This window comes from Streptomyces sp. NPDC033178 (assembly GCF_055577685.1).
In genome coordinates, this window is the sequence record NZ_JBVIPT010000002.1 from 1 (window position 1) to 18,265 (window position 18,265).

The window sequence follows — 18,265 nt, forward strand, 5'->3', positions numbered from 1 at the left end:
CCCCCCCCCCCCCCCCCCCCCCCCCCCCCCCCCCCCCCCCCCCCCCCCCCCCCCCCCCCCCCCCCCCCCCCCCCCCCCCCCCCCCCCCCCGAGTAGTGATGGGAACGGGTAGGGGCGGCGGGGGCGAGAAAAGGTCGTAGGCCCCCCACCCTCGACCCCCCGGTAGACTCGGCAGCACACACCCCTTGCTCACCGCCGGAAGGCAAACCGTGCCAGAAGCGTCCCCCGTCGCCCCCGACACCGTCCTGGTCGTCGACTTCGGTGCGCAGTACGCCCAGCTCATCGCCCGCCGAGTCCGCGAGGCCCGGGTCTACAGCGAGATCGTGCCGAGCACCATGCCGGTCGCGGAGATGCTCGCCAAGAACCCGGCGGCGATCATCCTCTCCGGCGGCCCCTCGTCGGTGTACGCGGAAGGCGCCCCCCGCCTGGACCGCGAGCTCTTCGAGGCCGGCGTCCCGGTCTTCGGCATGTGCTACGGCTTCCAGCTGATGGCGACCACCCTCGGTGGCACGGTCGACAACACGGGCGCCCGCGAGTACGGCCGTACGCCGCTGCACGTCTCCAAGTCGGGCTCGACCCTCTTCGAGGGCACCCCGGACGAGCAGTCGGTGTGGATGTCCCACGGCGACGCGTGCAGCGCGGCCCCGGAGGGCTTCTCGGTCACGGCCTCCACGGACGTCGTCCCGGTCGCGGCCTTCGAGAACGACGAGAAGCGGCTGTACGGGGTCCAGTACCACCCCGAGGTCATGCACTCCACGCACGGCCAGCAGGTGCTCGAACACTTCCTGTACCGGGGCGCGGGCCTGACCCCGTCCTGGACCACCGGCAACGTCATCGACGAGCAGGTCGCGGTGATCCGCGAGCAGGTCGGCGACAAGCGCGCCATCTGCGGCCTGTCCGGCGGCGTGGACTCCGCGGTCGCCGCGGCCCTCGTGCAGAAGGCCATCGGATCGCAGCTGACCTGCGTGTACGTCGACCACGGTCTGATGCGCAAGGGCGAGACCGAGCAGGTCGAGAAGGACTTCGTCGCGGCCACCGGCGTCCAGCTGAAGGTCGTGGACGCGGAGGAGCGGTTCCTCACCGCCCTCAAGGGGGTCAGCGACCCCGAGGAGAAGCGGAAGATCATCGGCCGCGAGTTCATCCGGGTCTTCGAGCAGGCGCAGGCGGAGATCATCGCGGACGCGGGTCCCGAGGTGTCCTTCCTGGTCCAGGGCACGCTCTACCCCGACGTGGTCGAGTCCGGCGGCGGCAGCGGCACCGCGAACATCAAGTCCCACCACAACGTCGGCGGGCTCCCCGAGGACCTCGAGTTCGAGCTCGTCGAGCCGCTGCGCAAGCTCTTCAAGGACGAGGTCCGGATGGTCGGCCAGGAGCTCGGCCTGCCGGACGAGATCGTCCAGCGCCAGCCGTTCCCGGGCCCCGGCCTCGGTATCCGTATCGTCGGCGAGGTCACCAAGGAGCGGCTCGACCTGCTCCGCGAGGCCGACGCCATCGCCCGCGAGGAGCTGACGGCGGCCGGCCTCGACCGCGACATCTGGCAGTGCCCGGTCGTGCTGCTCGCGGACGTCCGCAGCGTGGGCGTCCAGGGCGACGGCCGGACGTACGGCCACCCGATCGTGCTGCGGCCCGTCTCGTCCGAGGACGCCATGACCGCCGACTGGTCGCGCCTGCCGTACGACGTCCTCGCGAAGATCTCGACGCGCATCACGAACGAGGTCGCGGACGTCAACCGGGTCGTCCTCGACGTCACGTCGAAGCCGCCGGGCACCATCGAGTGGGAGTAGCCCCCGGGGCTGCTGAAGATCACGTCCGCTTGAGAGTCCGCACCGGCTCTCCGGGCTTCCAGATCTCGACGACCAGATACGTGTCGTCCTCGACGTAGGTCCGTACGACCTCCGTCAGCTCGGTGCGGAAGAGGTGGAACGGCTCCGGCGGTTCCACCTCTTCGGCGTACCGGGCGCGCTCCGCCGGGTCCTCGACCTCGACGGCCCGGCCCGCGATCCGTACGTCGCCGCCCGCCATCTCCGTGCCGGGACCCGGATTCGCCTGAAGGGCGAAGCGCGGGTCGCGGCGCAGGTCCAGTGCCTTGAGCGAGTCCGGCATCATGCCGAGCCACAACTCCCCGTTCAGGAAGCGGACTTCGAGTCCCGAGGTACGTGGCGACCCGTCCTTGCGGAGGGTCGCCACGATGTGGTGCGTGAAGGCCGCGAACCGGTCCTCGACGGTCTTGGCGAGGTCCGGTTCCGCGGCGGTGATCGCTGCCCAGTTCGATGTCGTGCGAGTCATACGACGAGTCTGTCGCCGATACCCGACATCTGCTGTCGCCTTTGCGGCGGAGGCTTCTCCGGCGGGTCTCTCAGATCAGCCCCGCCGACCGCAGCCGCCGGGCCAGCCGGTCCTTCCGTAACACCTCCAGGCGCAGGAAGACCGCGAACACCACGGCCATGGTGGCGCTCGCGGCGAGCGAGGCCCTCCAGCCCGCGGGGATCAGCAGCAGCGCCATGAGGGCGGCACTGGCGGTCATGAAGACGGCCTTGCGGCGCCAGTCCAGGTCGTCGGACAGCGCGTCGAACTCGATGCGGGCCTTGAGCAGCCCCACCGCGGGCGCCACGTCCGGCAGTGGTTTGAGCGTGCCAGGGCGCATGCCCGGAGCGCGGCCGGCGGCCAGACGGCCGAGGGCCGCCGTGCTGCGTTCACGGGCCTCGGGGCGGGGGTCGCGGGTCAGGCGGACCTGGAGCGTCTGGCCGAGTCTGCTCGTCTCCTCGTATCGGAAGCCGTACTGCACGGCGATGTAGGTGAGCGCGGCGAGGCGGCGGGGGGATCCGCCGAGGTCGTCCAGGACGACCACGTCGCGCGTGGCGATCTGTCTGAGCATGCCTGTGACAAGGCGCTCGTTTCTCTTCATGGGCGGGTGGGGGGTGCGGTCGCTGGACGCGGTCCGCGCAGCGTAGGGGGGTGACTGCGCACGGGGGGTCCTCCAGGGGGCGTCGGTGCAGGTGCCCGACCGAATAGTTGGCTCCGGACAGGCAGACCAGCGACGCCGTGCAACGGTTGTGCACTCTCTTCACGAACATCTCTGTTCTCCTGCGCTGACCGCCGGTAACTTCCCGCCCGTAAACACGTACGGAGTCCGTACCTCAGGGCTGGAGGACATATGCACGGGCCCACACCGCCCCTGCCGCTTCCCACCGACCGGCTGCGGTTCGCCATGCCGCCCATGCACGAGTCGCTCGACGACGAACGGCGGCACCGCAAGGAACGCCTCGCGGGCGCGCTGCGGCTCTTCGGCCGGCTCGGGTTCGAGGACGGGGTCTCCGGTCACATCACCGCGCGCGATCCGGAGTACAGCGACTGTTTCTGGGTCAATCCGTTCGGAATGCCGTTCAAGCACGTCACGGTCGGTGACCTGGTCATGGCCAACGAGGACGGGCAGGTGATCGAGGGCCGCTATCACGTGAACCAGGCGGCGTTCACCGTGCACGCCCAGGTGCACGCCGCCCGGCCGGACGTCGTCGCGGTCGCACACTGCCACTCGGTGCACGGCCGCGCGCTGTCCGCGCTCGGCGACCTGCTCGACCCGATCACCCAGGAGAGCTGCGCGTTCTACGAGGACCACGCGCTGTACGACGCGTACTCGGGGGTCGCCGTGGACGCCGAGGAGGGGCGGCGGATCGCCTCCGCGCTCGGCACCCGCAAGGCGCTCGTGCTGCGCAACCACGGGCTGCTGACCGTCGGCGACTCGGTGGACGCGGCGGCCTGGTGGTTCCTGTCGATGGAGCGCTCGTGCCAGGTGCAGCTGACCGCGTGCGCGGCGGGCCGTCCCCTGCTCATCGACCACAAGCAGGCGGTCGCCACGCGGGAGCAGCTCGGCGGGGACCTGGTGGCGTGGATCAACTACCAGCCGCTGTGGCAGGACATCAGCCGCAGCGAACCCGATCTCCTCAGTTAGCCCGGTCTCCTCAGCCCCTCAGCCCGATCTCCCCAGTCGGAAGGCCCGAATCGGAATTCCCGAGTCACCCGTGTCAGAAGTCCCGCAGCACCGCCGCTTTCGTCGTCGCGAACTCCTCGTCCGTGAGCACACCGTCGCGGTGCAGTTCGCCCAACTCCCTGAGGCGGCGCAGGAGCACGTCGTGGTGACCCTGCCGGGGCAGCTGCGGTACGGCGTCCTCGGGCGCGGCCGGAAGGCGGGGCGGGTCGCCCTGGGCGTACTCGCCGGACCGCGTGGACGGGTGCGGGAGCCGGGCCATGACCGCGGTGGCGACCAGCGCCGTGAGCAGATCGCGGCGGGCACTGCCCCACAGGTCGAGGGCGAACGGGTCCTTCTCCGGCGGCAGTTTGGAGAACACCGAGTCGCGGGTCACGAAGCGCAGGAACCCGTCCTCGTAACCGGAGTTGGGCAGCCACTCCACCTGGACCAGGTCCGGCAGCTCGATGATGCGCGGGCCCGTCGCGCGCTTCACCCGGTCCGAGGTGTCGCTCCAGTCGATACGGACCTGGGTGCCGTCGAAGGACACCGTGCCGTCGCTGGAACGTACCGAGACGGGGACGGGCGGGCCGGGCAGGAGATAGGTTCTGGCCGGTTCCTTGGGGATCTCCTCAAGGAGCAGGGCGCGCCGGATCTCCTCGGCGACGTACTCGGCGACGCCCGAGCGGTCGATGTCCACCGTCAGCCGGTACGGGTCCGCGGGCTCGGGCAGACGGCCCCCGGTCGCCTGGAGCAGCGGGTCGGCGCCCTCGCGGAGTCGCAGGCGCAGCCGGCCCCGCTTGCGTTCGGGTTCGTAGGCGACGCCCGCGACCGCTTCGAGGGGCACGGCGATCTCTCCGTACGTCTGCCGGAACAGCGGCACGGAGCGGTGCAGTCCCGGGGTGATCCGGACCGTGCTGCCGTCGAAGGCCCAGGTCCCGTCGCGCTGGATGATCTCGGCCATACGGGAATTCTCGCAGCCGGGTCAACACGGGGGTGGGTGCTTCACCCGCGCTGACCAGACCTGGCGGACGCGTGGGGTGTGGGGTACGGCACAATGCGCTGTCGTCGCGAGGCACTTGTGCGGCTGCGCAGATGTGCGGGGGTTGATTGTGCGACCGGTGGCCCTGGGGCCGGTGGTCGTGCCGCTGTCCGTGGTGCGGCGGCGGCGTGCGAACGTGACATATCGGTAGGGCGTGCGGTCGGTTCGTGGGGGCGTGCGGCAAATGAGGGTTCGACCCAATGGTCTGGAAGGCGGCAACGGGCGTGGCGGTGCAGGAGACTGGACAGGGCGCGGGGCGTGACGCCGGGCGCGGCGCCGGTCGGAGCGGGCACGAGGGGGGCTGCACCTGCGGGAACTGCCCGCACGGGGCGCGCGAGGGGCATCGGCGTGCCGTTGCCGAATTCCTTTCCAAGCGGGACGAATTGGCGTCCGGGCGGGGGCTGCCCGCGGCCGTCGCGTACTCGGCCGGGGCGTCGAGGCAGTGGGTGTCGGACGAGCTGACCCAGTCCGCCGACGTCGTCGCGGAGCGCGGGCGGGCCGAGGGCGAGGTCTGGCTCGGCCTGGTGTGGCGGCGAACCGTCATCGCCGTGTGGGGAGTCGTCCTCGTGCTGCTCCTGGTGCAGACGCTCACCGCGATCGGAGCGGGCTGGACGGCCGCGCGGACCGCGGGGCTGGTGGCCGCGGTGGTCGTGAGCGGACTGCTGACCGGGGCCTCGTGGTTCCACCGGGCGCGGGGCGGGGTGCTGGCGCCCGTCATCGGCGAGGACAACCGGCTGTCCACCTCCCGTGCTGTGGCGGTCGGCTGGGTGCTGTTCGTCGTCTACGCCGTGCTCGTGCTGGCGGGACGGCTGGCCGGCGCGTCCTCCCCCGACGAGCGGGACTCCTTGATCGCCGGGCTCGAACTGGCGCGGGGAGCCGGGATCGTGACCGTGCTCGCCGTCGTGTGCGCGATCGCCGTGCTCGTGCGGCGGGTCGTGGGGCTGCGCGTCCTCGGACAGCGGCTGCAGAAGGTACGGGCGGACCGGCCCCGGGCCGCGGATCTGCTCACCGACGACTCCGGCCGGGGCAGTTTCGCCGACATCCAGTACGTGGTCGTGGGCGCCGTCGCACTCGTGTTCGCGGCGGTGCGGCTGGCCCGGCGGCCCGAGCAGCTGCCCGATCTGCCGTGGGGTCTTGCGGTGATGGTGCTGGTGTCGGCCGCCACGTATGTCGCCGGAAAGTACGCGGAGGGCGGGCGGCCGGTGATTCTTTCGGTCGTGCGGTCGCGGGAGGCGGGGGATCTGGACGCGCCGATCCGGACCGGGGACGACATCGAGATCCGGGGCGCCGGATTCGTGCCGCCCGGCGCACAGGGCGCGGACCGGCTGTCGCGGATGGTGGTGCGGATCGGGGCCGTGCACGTGCATGTGCCACTGGTTCCGGTGCCCGGCGGGTTCAGCAACCCGTCCGACGCGGTGCTCACCGTGCCGGTGCCGGCGGATGTGGAGCCCGGGCGGGTGGACGTACAGGTCGTCACCGCGGCGGGGCTGGAGACGAACCGGGTGGGCATCGATGTGACGGAGTGACCGCAGCGCCCTGCGCCAGGCCCACGGCTCCCGCCCGCACCACTCACATGGACGTCTCCGCGGAGGGCGGCCCGCGGATGCGGATCCTCCGTTCCCGTACGGTCTCAAAAGGGATGTTCCGGGGGACCTGGTGAAAATTTGTGCGTCCGCTCTTGAGCGGGACCTCGCCGTCGTACGTATCGTCTGTTGAGGGGTGAACCGTTCGGCGGGCGAGAGGCGGCGGAGAGCGATGGCTCACGGCATGCGAATGGACACGCACTCCGGGTACATGGACGACGGCGGCGGTGACTGGCGGGACACCGCGACGCGGTACGCCCTGCTTCCGCTGCGGGTCTTCCTCGGTGTCACCTTCATCTACGCGGGAATCGACAAGCTGACCGACAGCGCCTTCATGCACGACGCCGGGGCCGGTTCGGTCGGCGACCTGATGCGGACCGTGCGCGACTCGTCGGCCATTCCGGCGCTCGTCGATCTCGCCCTGAAGAATCCCGTCGGCTTCGGCTATGCCATCGCGTTCGGTGAGCTCGCGGTGGGTATCGGCACGCTGATCGGACTCCTCGCCCGTCTCGCCGCGTTCGGCGGCGCCCTGATCTCCCTCAGCCTCTGGCTGACGGTGAGCTGGGCCTCTGACCCGTACTACTACGGCAACGACCTCCCCTACCTGATGGCCTGGCTGCCGATCGTCCTCGCCGGTGCGTCGGTGTTCTCGGTGGATGCGATGCTTCGGGCCCGGCGGAGGCGCCGGACCAGCAGCGCCTACTAGGCGCTCCGTCGGCGAGGTGATCAACCCGCGGGCCGGTGGGGGCTGGTCGCGCATTTCCCCGCGCCCCTGAAGGGGCGCGGTACCGCATTCCCCGCAGCCGCAGCCGACAGCCGCAGCCGCAGCCGACAGCCGCAGCCGACAGCCGCAGCCGACAGCCGCAGCCGACAGCCGCAGCCGGCAGCCGCCGGCGCTGGCGCGTCGCTGTGCTTGCGCCGGGCTGCGCGAGGGACTACCGGCCCGGTATCTGCTCGTCCGCCCGGGAGCCCTGCGTCTCCCGGGCGAGGAGCGCCCGGCGCCGCCGGCGTCGGATTCCGTGGGCCAGGCTGCCCGCCGCGGCTGCCAGGCAGAGGCCGGCCGTGACCAGGGGGATCACCACGAACCACGGGGTGTCCCAGGCATCGCCCGCGTCTCCGGCGTAGACGACGCCCGTGAGGGTGAGGAAGAAGCCCGCGATGAGCCGGCCGGGCTGGAACTCATGACGTGACACGGGTGACCTCCGCCTGTCCGATGCCGACTTCGAGGGTGAGGTCGAGGGTGCCGCCGGCCCTGGCCTTGTCCGTGCTCTCTCCCGTGGGGGAGAGCGTCAGCTGCTTGTGCTTGCCCGGGGCCACGTCCACGTCCTGCTTGTCGTCGCCCGGCAACTGGATGTCGCCGACGCCCACTTCGATCACCAGCTTCACCGTCACGTCCTTGGGCAGGATCACCTTGAGCTGTCCCAAACCCACCTCGGCGTTCGTCGTCACGGTCCGGCCCTTGGCGAGGTCGATCCGGCTGAGGTCGAGCGTGCCGACACCGGTGCCGAGGTCGTAGTGCTCCTGTACGGCGGCGGCCGTGGCGGGTGTCCAGTCCGTACGCACCCAGTGGGTGCTGATGTCCTTCGGCAGCGCCGCCGAGCATGCCAGCAGGCCCGCCGTGACGATGGCGAGGAAGATCGAGCCCGCTCCGGTGCGCCCCCGGAACGCGCTGACCGCGATGCCCAGGCCGAGCACGACGAGCGCGCAGGCCAGGCCGGTCTGCAGGCTGGCGCCCAGCGCGCGGTCGTCCCAGGTCAGGCGCGTACCGAGCAGGCCCGCCGCGAGGGCGGACAGGAACACCCGGCCACCGATGCCGCGGGGGCCCGGCGGCTTGGGCGCCCTGGTCCGTATGTCCCGGACGTGGCCGCCGCCCTGCGCGATGGTGATCGCCGCCGCGATGTCGCGGTCACGCACGTCCTTGGGGCCCCACAGATAGCCCGTGCCGCCCACATACGTGCCGTCCTTGACGATGGGTTCGCGCCACCAGGAGGGGAACGAGGCGGGGACGGGCGGTGCCTGCGCCTCCGGCGGCGCGTCGGCGACGGCCTGCGCGGCGAGCGGGTCGGGGTCCTCCGTGGCGCGCTGCCGCGACCAGTACCCGGCACCCGCGAGGAGCAGCGAGAGCGTCGTCGCGAACGTCAGCACGCCCCTGTTGCTCAGCATGGAGAGGAACACACCGCAGCCGACCAGGGCGAACAGCACGCCCGCCAGCGCCTGGCCGTCCACCCGGCCGGTGAGGAGCTTGCGCACCTCGTTCTCGTCCTCGTCGTCGTTCGGGACGAAGAGCCAGGCGAAGCCGTAGAAGATGAGGCCGAGGCCGCCGGTCGCCGAGAGCACGGCGAGCACGATCCGGAAGATCACCGGGTCCATGTCGCACTGCCGCCCGAGCCCCGCGCACACGCCGCCCACCATCTTGTGCCGTGGGTCGCGCCGGAACTTCCGCGGGACCTCGGGAACACCGGGCTCCCCGGGCGGGACCGGGCTCCCCGGCGTGGGCGGCTCCCCGGGTGCGCGCGGCTCCTCACCCGCGGTCGCCCGGGCGCCCGCCGCGGGCACGGTGTCCTGCGGCTCCGCCCCCGGGATCGAGCCCCCGGCCGGGCCGGAGCCGGGTCCCGGACCCGGCGCGGCGTGCTGGTGATCTGTCATGTGTCCATGGTGACGGCCGCGACGGCCGGACGGGAGTCGGTACGACCCTGGCCGAACCCTGAAATCGACCCTGGGCCGGACCCTCACGCGGTGATCACCGAGGGGACGCCGTGCCGTTTCGGAGGAGACCCCCGAGCCGATTCGAAGATCAGGGGAGTCTAGGGGGTCGACCCTGATGCCCGGCGCCGTCCGGCGTGTGAACATCGATGGCATGCCGGAAGCCGCAACCCTGACCGTCGAGGACCCGCGGCCGCCGCGCAAGCTCTACCGCAGCAGTGACGGACGCTGGCTCGGAGGGGTGGCGCGGGGGCTCGCGGGCCATCTCGGGCTGCCCGTGATCTGGGTGCGGCTGGTCTTCGTCGGCCTGATGATGGCGGACGGCCTCGGCGCGCTGCTGTACGCGGCGTTCTGGTTCTTCGTCCCGCTCGGCATCGGCGGTGTGGACGCCGAGAGGCCCCCCGCCCTCGCCACCGAGACCGCGCCCGACGGCCGCCGCAGACTCGTCGCCCGCAAGCCCGACAAGGGCCAGATCGTCGCGCTGCTCGCCATGGTCGTGGTGGCCCTGATCTTCGTCGGCAACGTGGACCTGAGCGGCGGGGCCAAGGCCTACCTCTGGCCCACCGTCCTCGTGGGCGCGGGCGTCGCCCTGGTCTGGCGCCAGGCGGACAACGCGCGGCGGGCCCGCTGGATGGAGGTCGGCCGCCGCAAGCGCACGATCACCCTGCTCCGCTCCGCGGCCGGCGTCCTGCTCGTCGCCACGGGCGTCTCGGCGATCTTCGTCCTGCAGGGCTCCGCCGCCCACCTCGGATCGGTCCTCCAGGCCGCGCTCGCGGTCCTCGTCGGCATAGCGCTGCTCGCCGGCCCGTATCTCGTCCGCATGACCCAGGACCTCTCCGAGGAGCGCCTGATGCGCATCCGCGCCCAGGAGCGGGCGGAGGTCGCCGCCCACGTCCACGACTCGGTCCTGCACACCCTGACCCTGATACAGCGGAACGCCGAGAACGCGAACGAGGTACGACGCCTCGCCCGCGCCCAGGAGCGCGACCTGCGCAACTGGCTCTACAAGCCCGAGGGCACCGGCAAGGACGAGGACGACGAGCCCGGCACGCTCGCGGAGGCCGTGAAGCGCAACGCCGCCGAGGTGGAGGACAAGCACGGCGTCCCCATCGAGGTCGTGGTCGTCGGCGACTGCCCGCTCGACGACCGGATCGCCGCCCAGATGCAGGCCGCGAGGGAAGCCATGGTGAACGCGGCCAAGTACGGTGGCGAGGGCGGCGCGGTGCAGGTCTTCGCCGAGGTCGAGGGGAGGACCGTCTTCGTGTCGGTCCGCGACCGCGGTCCGGGCTTCGACCTGGATTCGATACCCGGCGACCGCATGGGCGTCAGAGAATCGATCATCGGCCGCATGGAGCGCAACGGCGGTACGGCGCGGCTGCGCGCGGTGCCGGACGGCGGCACGGAGGTCGAGCTGGAGATGGAGAGGGCGGAGACATGAGCGACGCGAACGAACCGACCGGAGCGGCCGAGCCGGACGCCGGCACGACCGGCGCGGGCACGGCCGGCGGCCCTGCCGCGGCGACCGGTGCGGCCGGTTCGGCCGGAGCCGACGCGCCGTCGGGAGCGGAAGCGCCGTCCGGGGCCGCCACGGCCAACGACCCCGCGGCTGCCCCCGGTCCGGCGGGCTCCGCGCCCGGACGACGCGTGCGCGTGGTCCTCGTCGACGACCACCGCATGTTCCGTACGGGGGTCCAGGCGGAGATCGGGCAGACCGAGCGGACCGGGGTCGAGGTGGTCGGCGAGGCCGCCGACGTCGACCAGGCGGTCACGGTCATCACGGCGACCCGCCCCGAGGTCGTCCTCCTCGACGTGCACCTCCCGGGCGGCGGCGGGGTCGAAGTCCTGCGCCGCTGCTCGCCGTTGATGGCCGACGCCGAGCAGCCGGTGCGGTTCCTCGCGCTGTCCGTGTCGGACGCCGCGGAGGACGTCATCGGTGTGATCCGGGGCGGCGCCCGTGGCTATGTCACGAAGACGATCACCGGCACGGACCTCGTCGACTCCGTCTTCCGCGTCCAGGACGGCGACGCGGTCTTCTCGCCCCGCCTGGCCGGCTTCGTCCTCGACGCCTTCGCCTCCACCGACGCCCCGCCCGTCGACGAGGACCTGGACCGCCTCACCCAGCGCGAGCGCGAGGTCCTGCGCCTCATCGCCCGCGGCTACGCGTACAAGGAGATCGCCAAGCAGCTGTTCATCTCCGTCAAGACGGTCGAGTCCCATGTCTCGGCGGTCCTGAGGAAGCTGCAGCTGTCGAACCGGCACGAGCTGACGCGGTGGGCGACGGCGCGACGGCTGGTCTGACGTCAGGGGTTCACGGTCACGTTCCGGGGGTTCATGGCCGCGTTCGACGGGTTCACGGCAACGGCCTTGAAGAACGTGTAGTGGAAGGTGCCGTCCGGGTCCGCCGTGCGGCGCAGGTCCGCCAGACCGTGATCCCAGTCCGTCGGGGTCATGAGCCCCGCGGCCAGGGCGTCCTCCCGTACGGACTCGATCATCGCGATGAAGGTGTTGCGGGTGAAGCCCTCGACGAGGGCCGGGCGGGAGCTGTCGGCGTAGACAGGACGGGGGCGGACGTCGACGCGGTCGTACCCGGCGGCGGTGAGCAGCGGGTGCAGTTGACGGCCCAGCAGGGCGTTTCCGCCCGCCGCCTGCTGGAGTCGGACCTGACAGTCGATGGCGGCATGGGCGTACGCGCTGTCGGGGTGGAAGAACGTCGAGCCGTGGTCGCCCTCGATGACGGTGAGGGTGCCGCCGGGGCGCAGGACGCGGCGCAGTGCCGTGAGAGCCCGCCGCGGGTCGGGCAGGTGCTCAAGCACGAAACAGACGAAGACGTGATCGAACTCGGCCTCCTTGAAAGGGAGTTCGAAGAGATCGGCGTGGTGCCAGGTGACCAGGGCGTCCGGGAACCTGGCCGTGACGCGGGAGCGGGCCTGGGCCAGCGAGGCGGCCGAGATGTCCACCGCCGTGAAGCGGGCCTCCGGGCTCGCCGCGACCAGGTGCACCGTCTGGGCACCCACTCCGCAGCCCACCTCCAGGACCTTGCTGCCCTCGGGGTAGGCCGTGCCGAAGTGGAGGAGGGACGCGAGGGTGTCGGCCTGGTCGCCGAGACGGCGGGACTCGTGGGGGGAGTAGCCGTGGACGTAGTCGATGGCGTTGGCATTGGTGTCGGTGGTTGTGGTCATGATGGCGAGCCTCGTCCGAGAATGGTCCTGTGGACAGGTCCAAAGAGGGTGCTGTTGAAGGGGCCATAGGCCGGGCTTCGGAGTTGGGCTCGGGTTCGGGTTCGGTCAGCCCCGGTTCGGGGTCGGGTTCCGCTTCCGGTTCGGTTGTCTCCGGCTCCGACTTTCTCCAACTCGATGTGCGCGAGGCGCCGTTCGGCGGGCGGGCCGAGTGGCTGGCCGGGCAGTTGAGACAGGCGGTCGCCGACGGGCGGTTGCCGGTCGGCAGCCGGCTTCCGGCGACTCGGGTGCTCGCCGCGGAGTTGCGCGTCTCGCGCGGGGTGGTGACCGAGGCGTACCGGAGGCTCTCGGAGGAAGGGCAGGTGGAGGGACGGGGGAGGGGCGGGACGGTGGTCGTGGCGGGGCCGGGGGCAGCGGGGCTGGGGGTAGCGAGGGCCGTGGGTTCGGGCGCCGAGGGGCGTGCGGTCGGATCGGGGCAACTCGCATACTCCGCGCCTCCGTACGCCGCGATCCCGTCCACTCCATCCCCGTACGGCCCGCCCCCGTCCCCGCCCACTCCCTCCTCCCCCTTCGGCAGCCCGCCCGGCGATGACATCTTCGACCTGATCCGTACGGCGGCCGCGCGGATCGATCTGTCGCCCGGGGTGCCGGATCTCGCGGCGTTTCCGCGGGCGGCCTGGCTGCGGGCCGAGCGTGGGGTGTTCGGGGAGCTGACGGCGGGCGGGTTCGGGTACGGGGATCCGCGCGGGACCGAGGAGCTGCGGCGTGCCGTCGCCCGATGGCTGGGGCGGTATCGGGGGATCAGGGTCGAGGCCGGTGACGTACTGATCGTCGCCGGGACCGCACAGGCGCTGGCGTTGATCGGGCGGGTGCTGCGGGAGGACGGCATCGAGGAGATCGCCGTGGAGGACCCGGGGTCGCTCGGGGTCCGGCAGCATCTGCGGAACCAGGGGCTGCGTACCCCGCCGGTGGCGGTCGACGGAGAGGGCGTCCTCGTCTCCGAACTGCGGGCCCACCGGGCCGTGTTGCTGACCCCGGCGCACCAGTTTCCGACGGGGGTCGTGCTCGGGGGCGCGCGACGCCGGGAGCTGATGCGATGGGCCGGGGACGGCGGGCTGGTGGTGGAGGACGACTACGACGCCGAGCACCGTTACGACCGGGCGCCCGTGCCCGCGCTGCGGTCGATGCTCCCGGAGCGGGTCTGCTACGCCGGAAGCGTGTCCAAACTGCTCGCGCCCGCCCTGCGGATGGGGTGGGTCGTGGCGCCCGCGCGGTACCGGGAGGCACTGGTCGCCGCGAAACGGTACGCCGACCTCGGCAACGCGGTTCTGCCCCAGCTCGTGCTGGCCCGGCTGATGGAGTCGGGGGAACTGGAACGGCACCTGCGGCTCGTACGGCGGCGCCATCGGCGTCGGCGGGACGCGATGATCGCGGCGATACGGGCGCATCTTCCGGGAGCGGTGGTGCAGGGGGCCGCGGCCGGGCTGCATCTGCTGATCACGTTCGGCGGGGACGGCACTGTCGGAACCGACGGCAGCGCCGGAATCGACGGCACTGTCGGAATCGACGACAGTGCCGGAACCGGGGACAGTGCCGGAACCGGGGACTTCAGGGATACCGATCTCGCCGCCGCCGCGCTGGCCCGCGGCGTCAAGGTGCACCCGCTCTCCTGGCACCGTCAGCGGCCGGGCGGCCCGCGGGGGCTGCTGCTCGGCTACGCGGCGTCCTCGGTGTCGGCGATCGAGGAGGGGATCGCCGTACTGGGCGAGGCCGTTGCCCGCTGCTCGGCCGGTACCCGGGGTCCCAACACCCGCACGGCCCACCGATAGTGCCGTACGGCCTTCACCACGCCGATCAGACCGGTCAGCCAGAGGATGAAGCCGATCCCCATCACGAGCACCACGTCGCTGTAGGCGTCATGTCCGGGCTTCGCCTCCGCCACCCCCGCGAACGACGTCCACAGCCCGAACGCGCAGACGGTGAGCGAGGAGAGCAGCCAGAAGAGACTCAGGCCGGAGGAGCGCAGGCGGTCGTCGGTGGGCGGATGGCTGTCCAACCGCAGCCAGGCGTCGAGAAGTTGGCTGATATGGCGGTCCCGCCGGACGGCGAGGACGACGGCCACGACGGAGGGCGCCAGCGAGGCCAGACCGAGGACCGCGAAGAGCGGACCCAGGATGAACCCGGTGGGATCGCGCTGCTCCAGTTGCTGCAACGGCAGTACCAGCAGCGCCCAGCCGATGATCGCCGCGACCGCCAGCAGCCACAGCAGCAGCACCCGGTGCACCCCGAGACTACGTCTGCGCAACTCCTCCAACGCCCGCCCGCGGTCCGCCAGCAGCGCCGACCTGTCCGGCCAGCCGCTGGTGTACGCGGGCGGCGGCGGAGGTGGCAGCGTGGGGCCGGGCATCGAATCCTTCGGGAGGGCGACGGCGAACCAGGCGGAACGGGACGGAAGAGAGCGAGGCGGATGGGACCGGAGCGGATCGCGACCGTGCGGTGCGGCATGTCGAACAGTGCCACGCCGACGCTACCCCGCCGTAGTACCCATGCGATGCCCATCCAAGCCGGACCGATGCCCGAACGGCTTGAACTCCCCCGCTCTCTTCACTTAATCCCTGCCCGTAACCCCTGCCGGTTCGCCGGCCCGCTCACGCCACGCGCGTGGCCCCCGCGAACGGCATCTCGTCGATCGGCGCCACCCGCACCGGCGCCGACGGATTGGGCGCGTGGACCATCTGCCCGTTGCCCACGTACAGCCCCACATGGCTGATGCCCGAGTAGAAGAACACCAGGTCACCGGGGCGCAGTTCGGACCGCGACACACGCTGGCCCGCGTTGATCTGCGCGTACGTCGTGCGGGGCAGTTCGATCCCCGCGGCGCGGTACGCGGCCTGCATCAGCCCCGAGCAGTCGAAGGCATCGGGTCCGGTGGCGCCCCACACGTACGGGCTGCCGAGTTTCCCGTACGCGTATGAGATGGCGGTTGCCGCACGGGAGTTGGGGGCGGTGGCCGACGAACCGGCGCCGCCGCCCAGATCGCGCGGGCCCGCGGCGGAACGTGAGGCGCGGGCGGTGTCCGCGTCGTCGGCGCCGATGCGGGCCCGGTCCGCGTCCGACAGGCGCGACAGCAGATCCCGTGCCTCTCCCAGCTTCCCGGTGACGGTCGTCTTGTGCCGCTTCAGCTCCGCCTGCCGCTCCTTGAGCGAGGTGAGTTCGACATGGGCGGCCCCGCGCAGCTGCTCGATCTCGCGCAGCTGTCGGCGTACGCGCGACACCTTCGAGGCCTGCCTGCTGCCGGCCCGCTCGGCGAACGCGGCCCCTTCCAGGTACTGGTCGGGATCGGAGGAGAGCATGAGCCCGAGCGCGGGGTCGACGCCGCCGTCCCGGTACTGCGCGGCCGCCAGTGAACCGAGCGCGTCCCGCTCGGAGTTGAGCCGTTCCGTCCTGCGCGCTGCCTCGTCCTGCAGGGTGTTCAGGCGGCCCCGTGTCTTCGTCGACTTCTCCTTCGCCCCGTTGTACTTCTCGGTGGCGACCTCCGCCTCCTGGTACAACTTGTCGACCTTCGCCTTGACCTGAGCGGGAGTCAGCTCCGGGGCGGCGGTTCCCGTCCCCTCGAACCCGGTCGCGCTCGCCGCGCCCGCCAGCGCGATGGTGAAGGCGGTGCGGGCCGTACTGCCGCCGACTGAGCGCTGTCTCGGCTTGCGGTGCGCTGCCACGTGCGATCCACGTCCTTCCGTACGGCCGCCGAGGAGTTGGTGCGTCCCGCGGCGGCGGCCCTCAGGGGCCGGTTGCACGTCCGGCGGCGGCCCGCACAGGGGGAGCGGGCCGCCGCCGGACCTTTCTCGGCGGTGGTGTCCGGATGCCGCCCCTGACCCGGGCGGTGGTGGGGAGCCGGTCACCTGGTGAAGGACGCTAAACCTGGGACCGCGGCGGGGGTAACGGCATGTACGGAAGTGGTGGGACTCGGACATGAGCTGACCGGGTACGACCACGATCCGGACCCGGGGCCGCCGACTTGGCGTGGTGCGGTGACCGAAGCGCGGGTTGTGGGGAAACGGGCGGCGATCCGATGCTATGGGCTCCGCCGGGGTGTGGTGCGGGAGCTGCCAGGGGCCCGTGGGGCGGGCGGGGCCGGGCGTGTGGGTACGGCAGCGCGGGGTGCACAGGGCCGGCGGGGGCGGGTGTGCGAGGCCGGGGGCGGTGCGTGGTGGTGCGGAGGCGTTTGGTTAGTGTCCGGGCTCATGGACGTACTCATTCATGTCTTCGTCGCCCTGCACATCATCGGCATCGCGTCCCTCCTCGGCGGCTTTCTCACGCAGCTGAAGGCCATGAGTGACGGCACGGCCCGCTTCAGCCCCGCCATGCTCCACGGCGCGCTGACCATGCTGGTCACCGGCGCGATCCTGGTCGGCCTCAACCAGGCCGACGACCAGACCGTCAACAACATCAAGATCGGCGTGAAGCTCGCCCTGCTGGTCGTGATCCTCGGCCTCGTGTACGTGAAACGGGACGAGGAAAAGGTGGAGAACGGCCTGTTCGGCCTGGTGGGCGGCCTGACCACGGTGAACATCTTCATCGCGGTGCTCTGGACCTGAGCGGAAACAGGCTCCCATTTCCACTCAGGTCTGCGAAAAGCCCCTCACGCCGGGCGCACCACGCTGTGGATCGGCATGTAGTAGATCGACTCCTCGCGGACGTACGCCCCCGGCTTGGGCGCGTGGATCATCATTCCGTCGCCGATGTAGATGCCGACGTGGCTGATGTCGTCGTAGAAGAAGACGAGGTCACCGGGCTGGGCGCTGTTCACGGAGACCATCGTGCCGGCCTTGACCTGGTCCCAGGTGGTACGCGGGAGTGTGACGCCGGCGGCCTTCCAGGCGGCCTGGGTGAGCCCGGAGCAGTCGTACGAGCCGGGGCCGCTCGCGCCCCAGACGTACGGCTTGCCTGTCTGGGCGCGGGCGAAGGCGAGCGCCTTGTCGGCCTTGGCGGTGGAGGCGGCGGAGCCGGACCCGGAGGTCCCCGCGGCGCTCCCGGAGCCCATGGAGGTCCCGGCGCCCTGTGCCGCCTCCTGGCGCCGCCGCTCGGCGTCGGCCGCCTGCTGCCGGGCCAGCTCGTCCGCCTTGCGCTGGGCCTCTTCCTGCTTCTTCCGCTCGATCGCGGCGAGCCGCGCCTTCTCCTCGGCGGTCAGCTTCGAAAGGAGGTCGCGCGCGGTGGCGAGCTTCCGCTGGACGTCCGCCTTGGACGTCTTCAGCGAGCTCTGCGTCCTGGTCAGCGTCTCCAGGCTCTCGGACGCCTCCTGCCGCTTCTCCGTCGTGGTGGTCTGCTGCGTCACGTAGTCGTCGACGGACTGCTTCTGGCGGCTGGTCAACCGGTCCATCAGCTGGGTCTGGTCGAAGTAGTCCTGCGGGTTGTCCGCGAGGAGCAGGGAGGCGGTGTCGGGGGCGGCGGCCCCGGTGCGGTACTGCGCGGCGGCGAACGTACCGAGTTCCTCACGCGCGTCGTTGAGCTTCTCCGTGCGGCGCGCCACGTCGTCGAGCAGGGTGTCGACGCGCTTCTTCTGCTTGGTGGTCTTCTCCTTGGCCGCGTTGTACTTCTCGCCGGCCGTCTCCGCCTGGCGGTAGAGGTCGTCGACCTTCTTCTCGACTTCCTCAAGGCTGGGCCTGGGCTCCTCGGAGGGGGACGCGTTCGCCGTCTGGGAGAGGAGGGCCACCGAGGTCAGGGCCGCGGTGGCGATGGCCGGAGTCCGTATGCCCATGGGACTGGGGGGCCGGGACCTGCGGTGTGGCGCCACGAGGGC

The 18,265-nt window shown here is 71.7% G+C and carries 17 protein-coding genes; 8 read left to right on the forward strand and 9 right to left on the reverse strand.

From position 1 onward, the window contains the following. Positions 1 to 209: 209 nt before the first annotated feature. Positions 210 to 1,784 carry a glutamine-hydrolyzing GMP synthase gene (gene guaA / locus ACZ5VQ_RS03980; RefSeq protein WP_362072389.1) on the forward strand — a complete coding sequence of 525 codons (1,575 nt, stop codon included), beginning with the start codon at positions 210 to 212 and terminating at the stop codon, positions 1,782 to 1,784. A gap of 19 nt (positions 1,785 to 1,803) precedes the next feature. Here guaA and ACZ5VQ_RS03985 read toward each other — a convergent pair whose 3' ends face one another. Continuing rightward, a complete protein-coding gene (locus tag ACZ5VQ_RS03985) occupies positions 1,804 to 2,286 on the reverse strand; it encodes a pyridoxamine 5'-phosphate oxidase family protein (RefSeq protein WP_362072388.1) in 483 nt (160 codons plus the stop codon). A 70-nt stretch (positions 2,287 to 2,356) separates the two neighbouring features. After that, positions 2,357 to 2,875 (reverse strand): hypothetical protein, encoded by a 519-nt coding sequence (locus ACZ5VQ_RS03990; RefSeq protein WP_469103584.1) that lies wholly within the window; start codon positions 2,873 to 2,875, stop codon positions 2,357 to 2,359. Positions 2,876 to 3,154: 279 nt separating this feature from the next. Between ACZ5VQ_RS03990 and ACZ5VQ_RS03995 the strand changes: the two genes are divergently transcribed. Continuing rightward, positions 3,155 to 3,949: a class II aldolase/adducin family protein gene (locus ACZ5VQ_RS03995; protein WP_469103585.1), complete on the forward strand. Its 795-nt coding sequence runs from the start codon at positions 3,155 to 3,157 to the stop codon at positions 3,947 to 3,949. Positions 3,950 to 4,022: 73 nt separating this feature from the next. On the opposite strand, the gene ACZ5VQ_RS04000 is transcribed toward ACZ5VQ_RS03995, so the two are convergent. Then, entirely contained in the window at positions 4,023 to 4,928 is a 906-nt protein-coding gene (locus ACZ5VQ_RS04000) for a DUF4429 domain-containing protein (protein ID WP_469103586.1), read from the reverse strand. A gap of 302 nt (positions 4,929 to 5,230) precedes the next feature. On the opposite strand from ACZ5VQ_RS04000, the gene ACZ5VQ_RS04005 reads away from it, so the two are divergent. Both ACZ5VQ_RS04005 and ACZ5VQ_RS04010 read left to right on the forward strand, forming a co-directional pair. After that, entirely contained in the window at positions 5,231 to 6,532 is a 1,302-nt protein-coding gene (locus ACZ5VQ_RS04005; protein ID WP_469103587.1) for a hypothetical protein, read from the forward strand. Positions 6,533 to 6,761: 229 nt separating this feature from the next. After that, a complete protein-coding gene (locus ACZ5VQ_RS04010) occupies positions 6,762 to 7,295 on the forward strand; it encodes a DoxX family protein (protein ID WP_362072380.1) in 534 nt (177 codons plus the stop codon). 229 nt (positions 7,296 to 7,524) lie between these two features. On the opposite strand, the gene ACZ5VQ_RS04015 is transcribed toward ACZ5VQ_RS04010, so the two are convergent. Both ACZ5VQ_RS04015 and ACZ5VQ_RS04020 read right to left on the reverse strand, forming a co-directional pair. After that, positions 7,525 to 7,782: a hypothetical protein gene (locus ACZ5VQ_RS04015; protein ID WP_362072379.1), complete on the reverse strand. Its 258-nt coding sequence runs from the start codon at positions 7,780 to 7,782 to the stop codon at positions 7,525 to 7,527. Next, on the reverse strand, positions 7,769 to 9,235 hold the full coding sequence (locus tag ACZ5VQ_RS04020) for a PspC domain-containing protein (protein WP_469103588.1): 1,467 nt from the start codon (positions 9,233 to 9,235) through the stop codon (positions 7,769 to 7,771). Before ACZ5VQ_RS04020 ends, ACZ5VQ_RS04015 begins: the two co-directional genes overlap by 14 nt. A 211-nt stretch (positions 9,236 to 9,446) precedes the next feature. On the opposite strand from ACZ5VQ_RS04020, the gene ACZ5VQ_RS04025 reads away from it, so the two are divergent. Both ACZ5VQ_RS04025 and ACZ5VQ_RS04030 read left to right on the forward strand, forming a co-directional pair. Next, positions 9,447 to 10,730, forward strand: a complete 1,284-nt coding sequence (locus tag ACZ5VQ_RS04025) for an ATP-binding protein (RefSeq protein ID WP_469103589.1) — start codon at positions 9,447 to 9,449, stop codon at positions 10,728 to 10,730. After that, positions 10,727 to 11,590: a LuxR C-terminal-related transcriptional regulator gene (locus tag ACZ5VQ_RS04030; protein ID WP_469103590.1), complete on the forward strand. Its 864-nt coding sequence runs from the start codon at positions 10,727 to 10,729 to the stop codon at positions 11,588 to 11,590. Before ACZ5VQ_RS04025 ends, ACZ5VQ_RS04030 begins: the two co-directional genes overlap by 4 nt. 2 nt (positions 11,591 to 11,592) lie before the next feature. Here the strand turns inward: ACZ5VQ_RS04030 and ACZ5VQ_RS04035 are convergent, their stop codons facing one another. Further along, positions 11,593 to 12,471 (reverse strand): L-histidine N(alpha)-methyltransferase, encoded by an 879-nt coding sequence (locus tag ACZ5VQ_RS04035; protein WP_469103591.1) that lies wholly within the window; start codon positions 12,469 to 12,471, stop codon positions 11,593 to 11,595. 83 nt (positions 12,472 to 12,554) lie between these two features. Between ACZ5VQ_RS04035 and ACZ5VQ_RS04040 the strand changes: the two genes are divergently transcribed. Beyond that, on the forward strand, positions 12,555 to 14,297 hold the full coding sequence (locus tag ACZ5VQ_RS04040) for an aminotransferase-like domain-containing protein (RefSeq protein ID WP_469104048.1): 1,743 nt from the start codon (positions 12,555 to 12,557) through the stop codon (positions 14,295 to 14,297). Here the strand turns inward: ACZ5VQ_RS04040 and ACZ5VQ_RS04045 are convergent. Both ACZ5VQ_RS04045 and ACZ5VQ_RS04050 read right to left on the reverse strand, forming a co-directional pair. Continuing rightward, positions 14,183 to 14,875 (reverse strand): hypothetical protein, encoded by a 693-nt coding sequence (locus ACZ5VQ_RS04045; protein WP_469103592.1) that lies wholly within the window; start codon positions 14,873 to 14,875, stop codon positions 14,183 to 14,185. The two genes, ACZ5VQ_RS04040 and ACZ5VQ_RS04045, sit on opposite strands and share 115 nt — an antisense overlap. Before the next feature lie 241 nt (positions 14,876 to 15,116). Next, a complete protein-coding gene (locus ACZ5VQ_RS04050; RefSeq protein WP_469103593.1) occupies positions 15,117 to 16,184 on the reverse strand; it encodes a C40 family peptidase in 1,068 nt (355 codons plus the stop codon). 525 nt (positions 16,185 to 16,709) lie between these two features. Here ACZ5VQ_RS04050 and ACZ5VQ_RS04055 point away from each other — a divergent pair. Next, positions 16,710 to 17,063, forward strand: coding sequence for a hypothetical protein (locus tag ACZ5VQ_RS04055; RefSeq protein WP_469103594.1), 354 nt, complete (start codon positions 16,710 to 16,712; stop codon positions 17,061 to 17,063). Positions 17,064 to 17,107: 44 nt separating this feature from the next. Here ACZ5VQ_RS04055 and ACZ5VQ_RS04060 read toward each other — a convergent pair whose 3' ends face one another. Continuing rightward, positions 17,108 to 18,259, reverse strand: a complete 1,152-nt coding sequence (locus ACZ5VQ_RS04060; protein ID WP_469103595.1) for a C40 family peptidase — start codon at positions 18,257 to 18,259, stop codon at positions 17,108 to 17,110. Positions 18,260 to 18,265 lie beyond the last annotated feature (6 nt).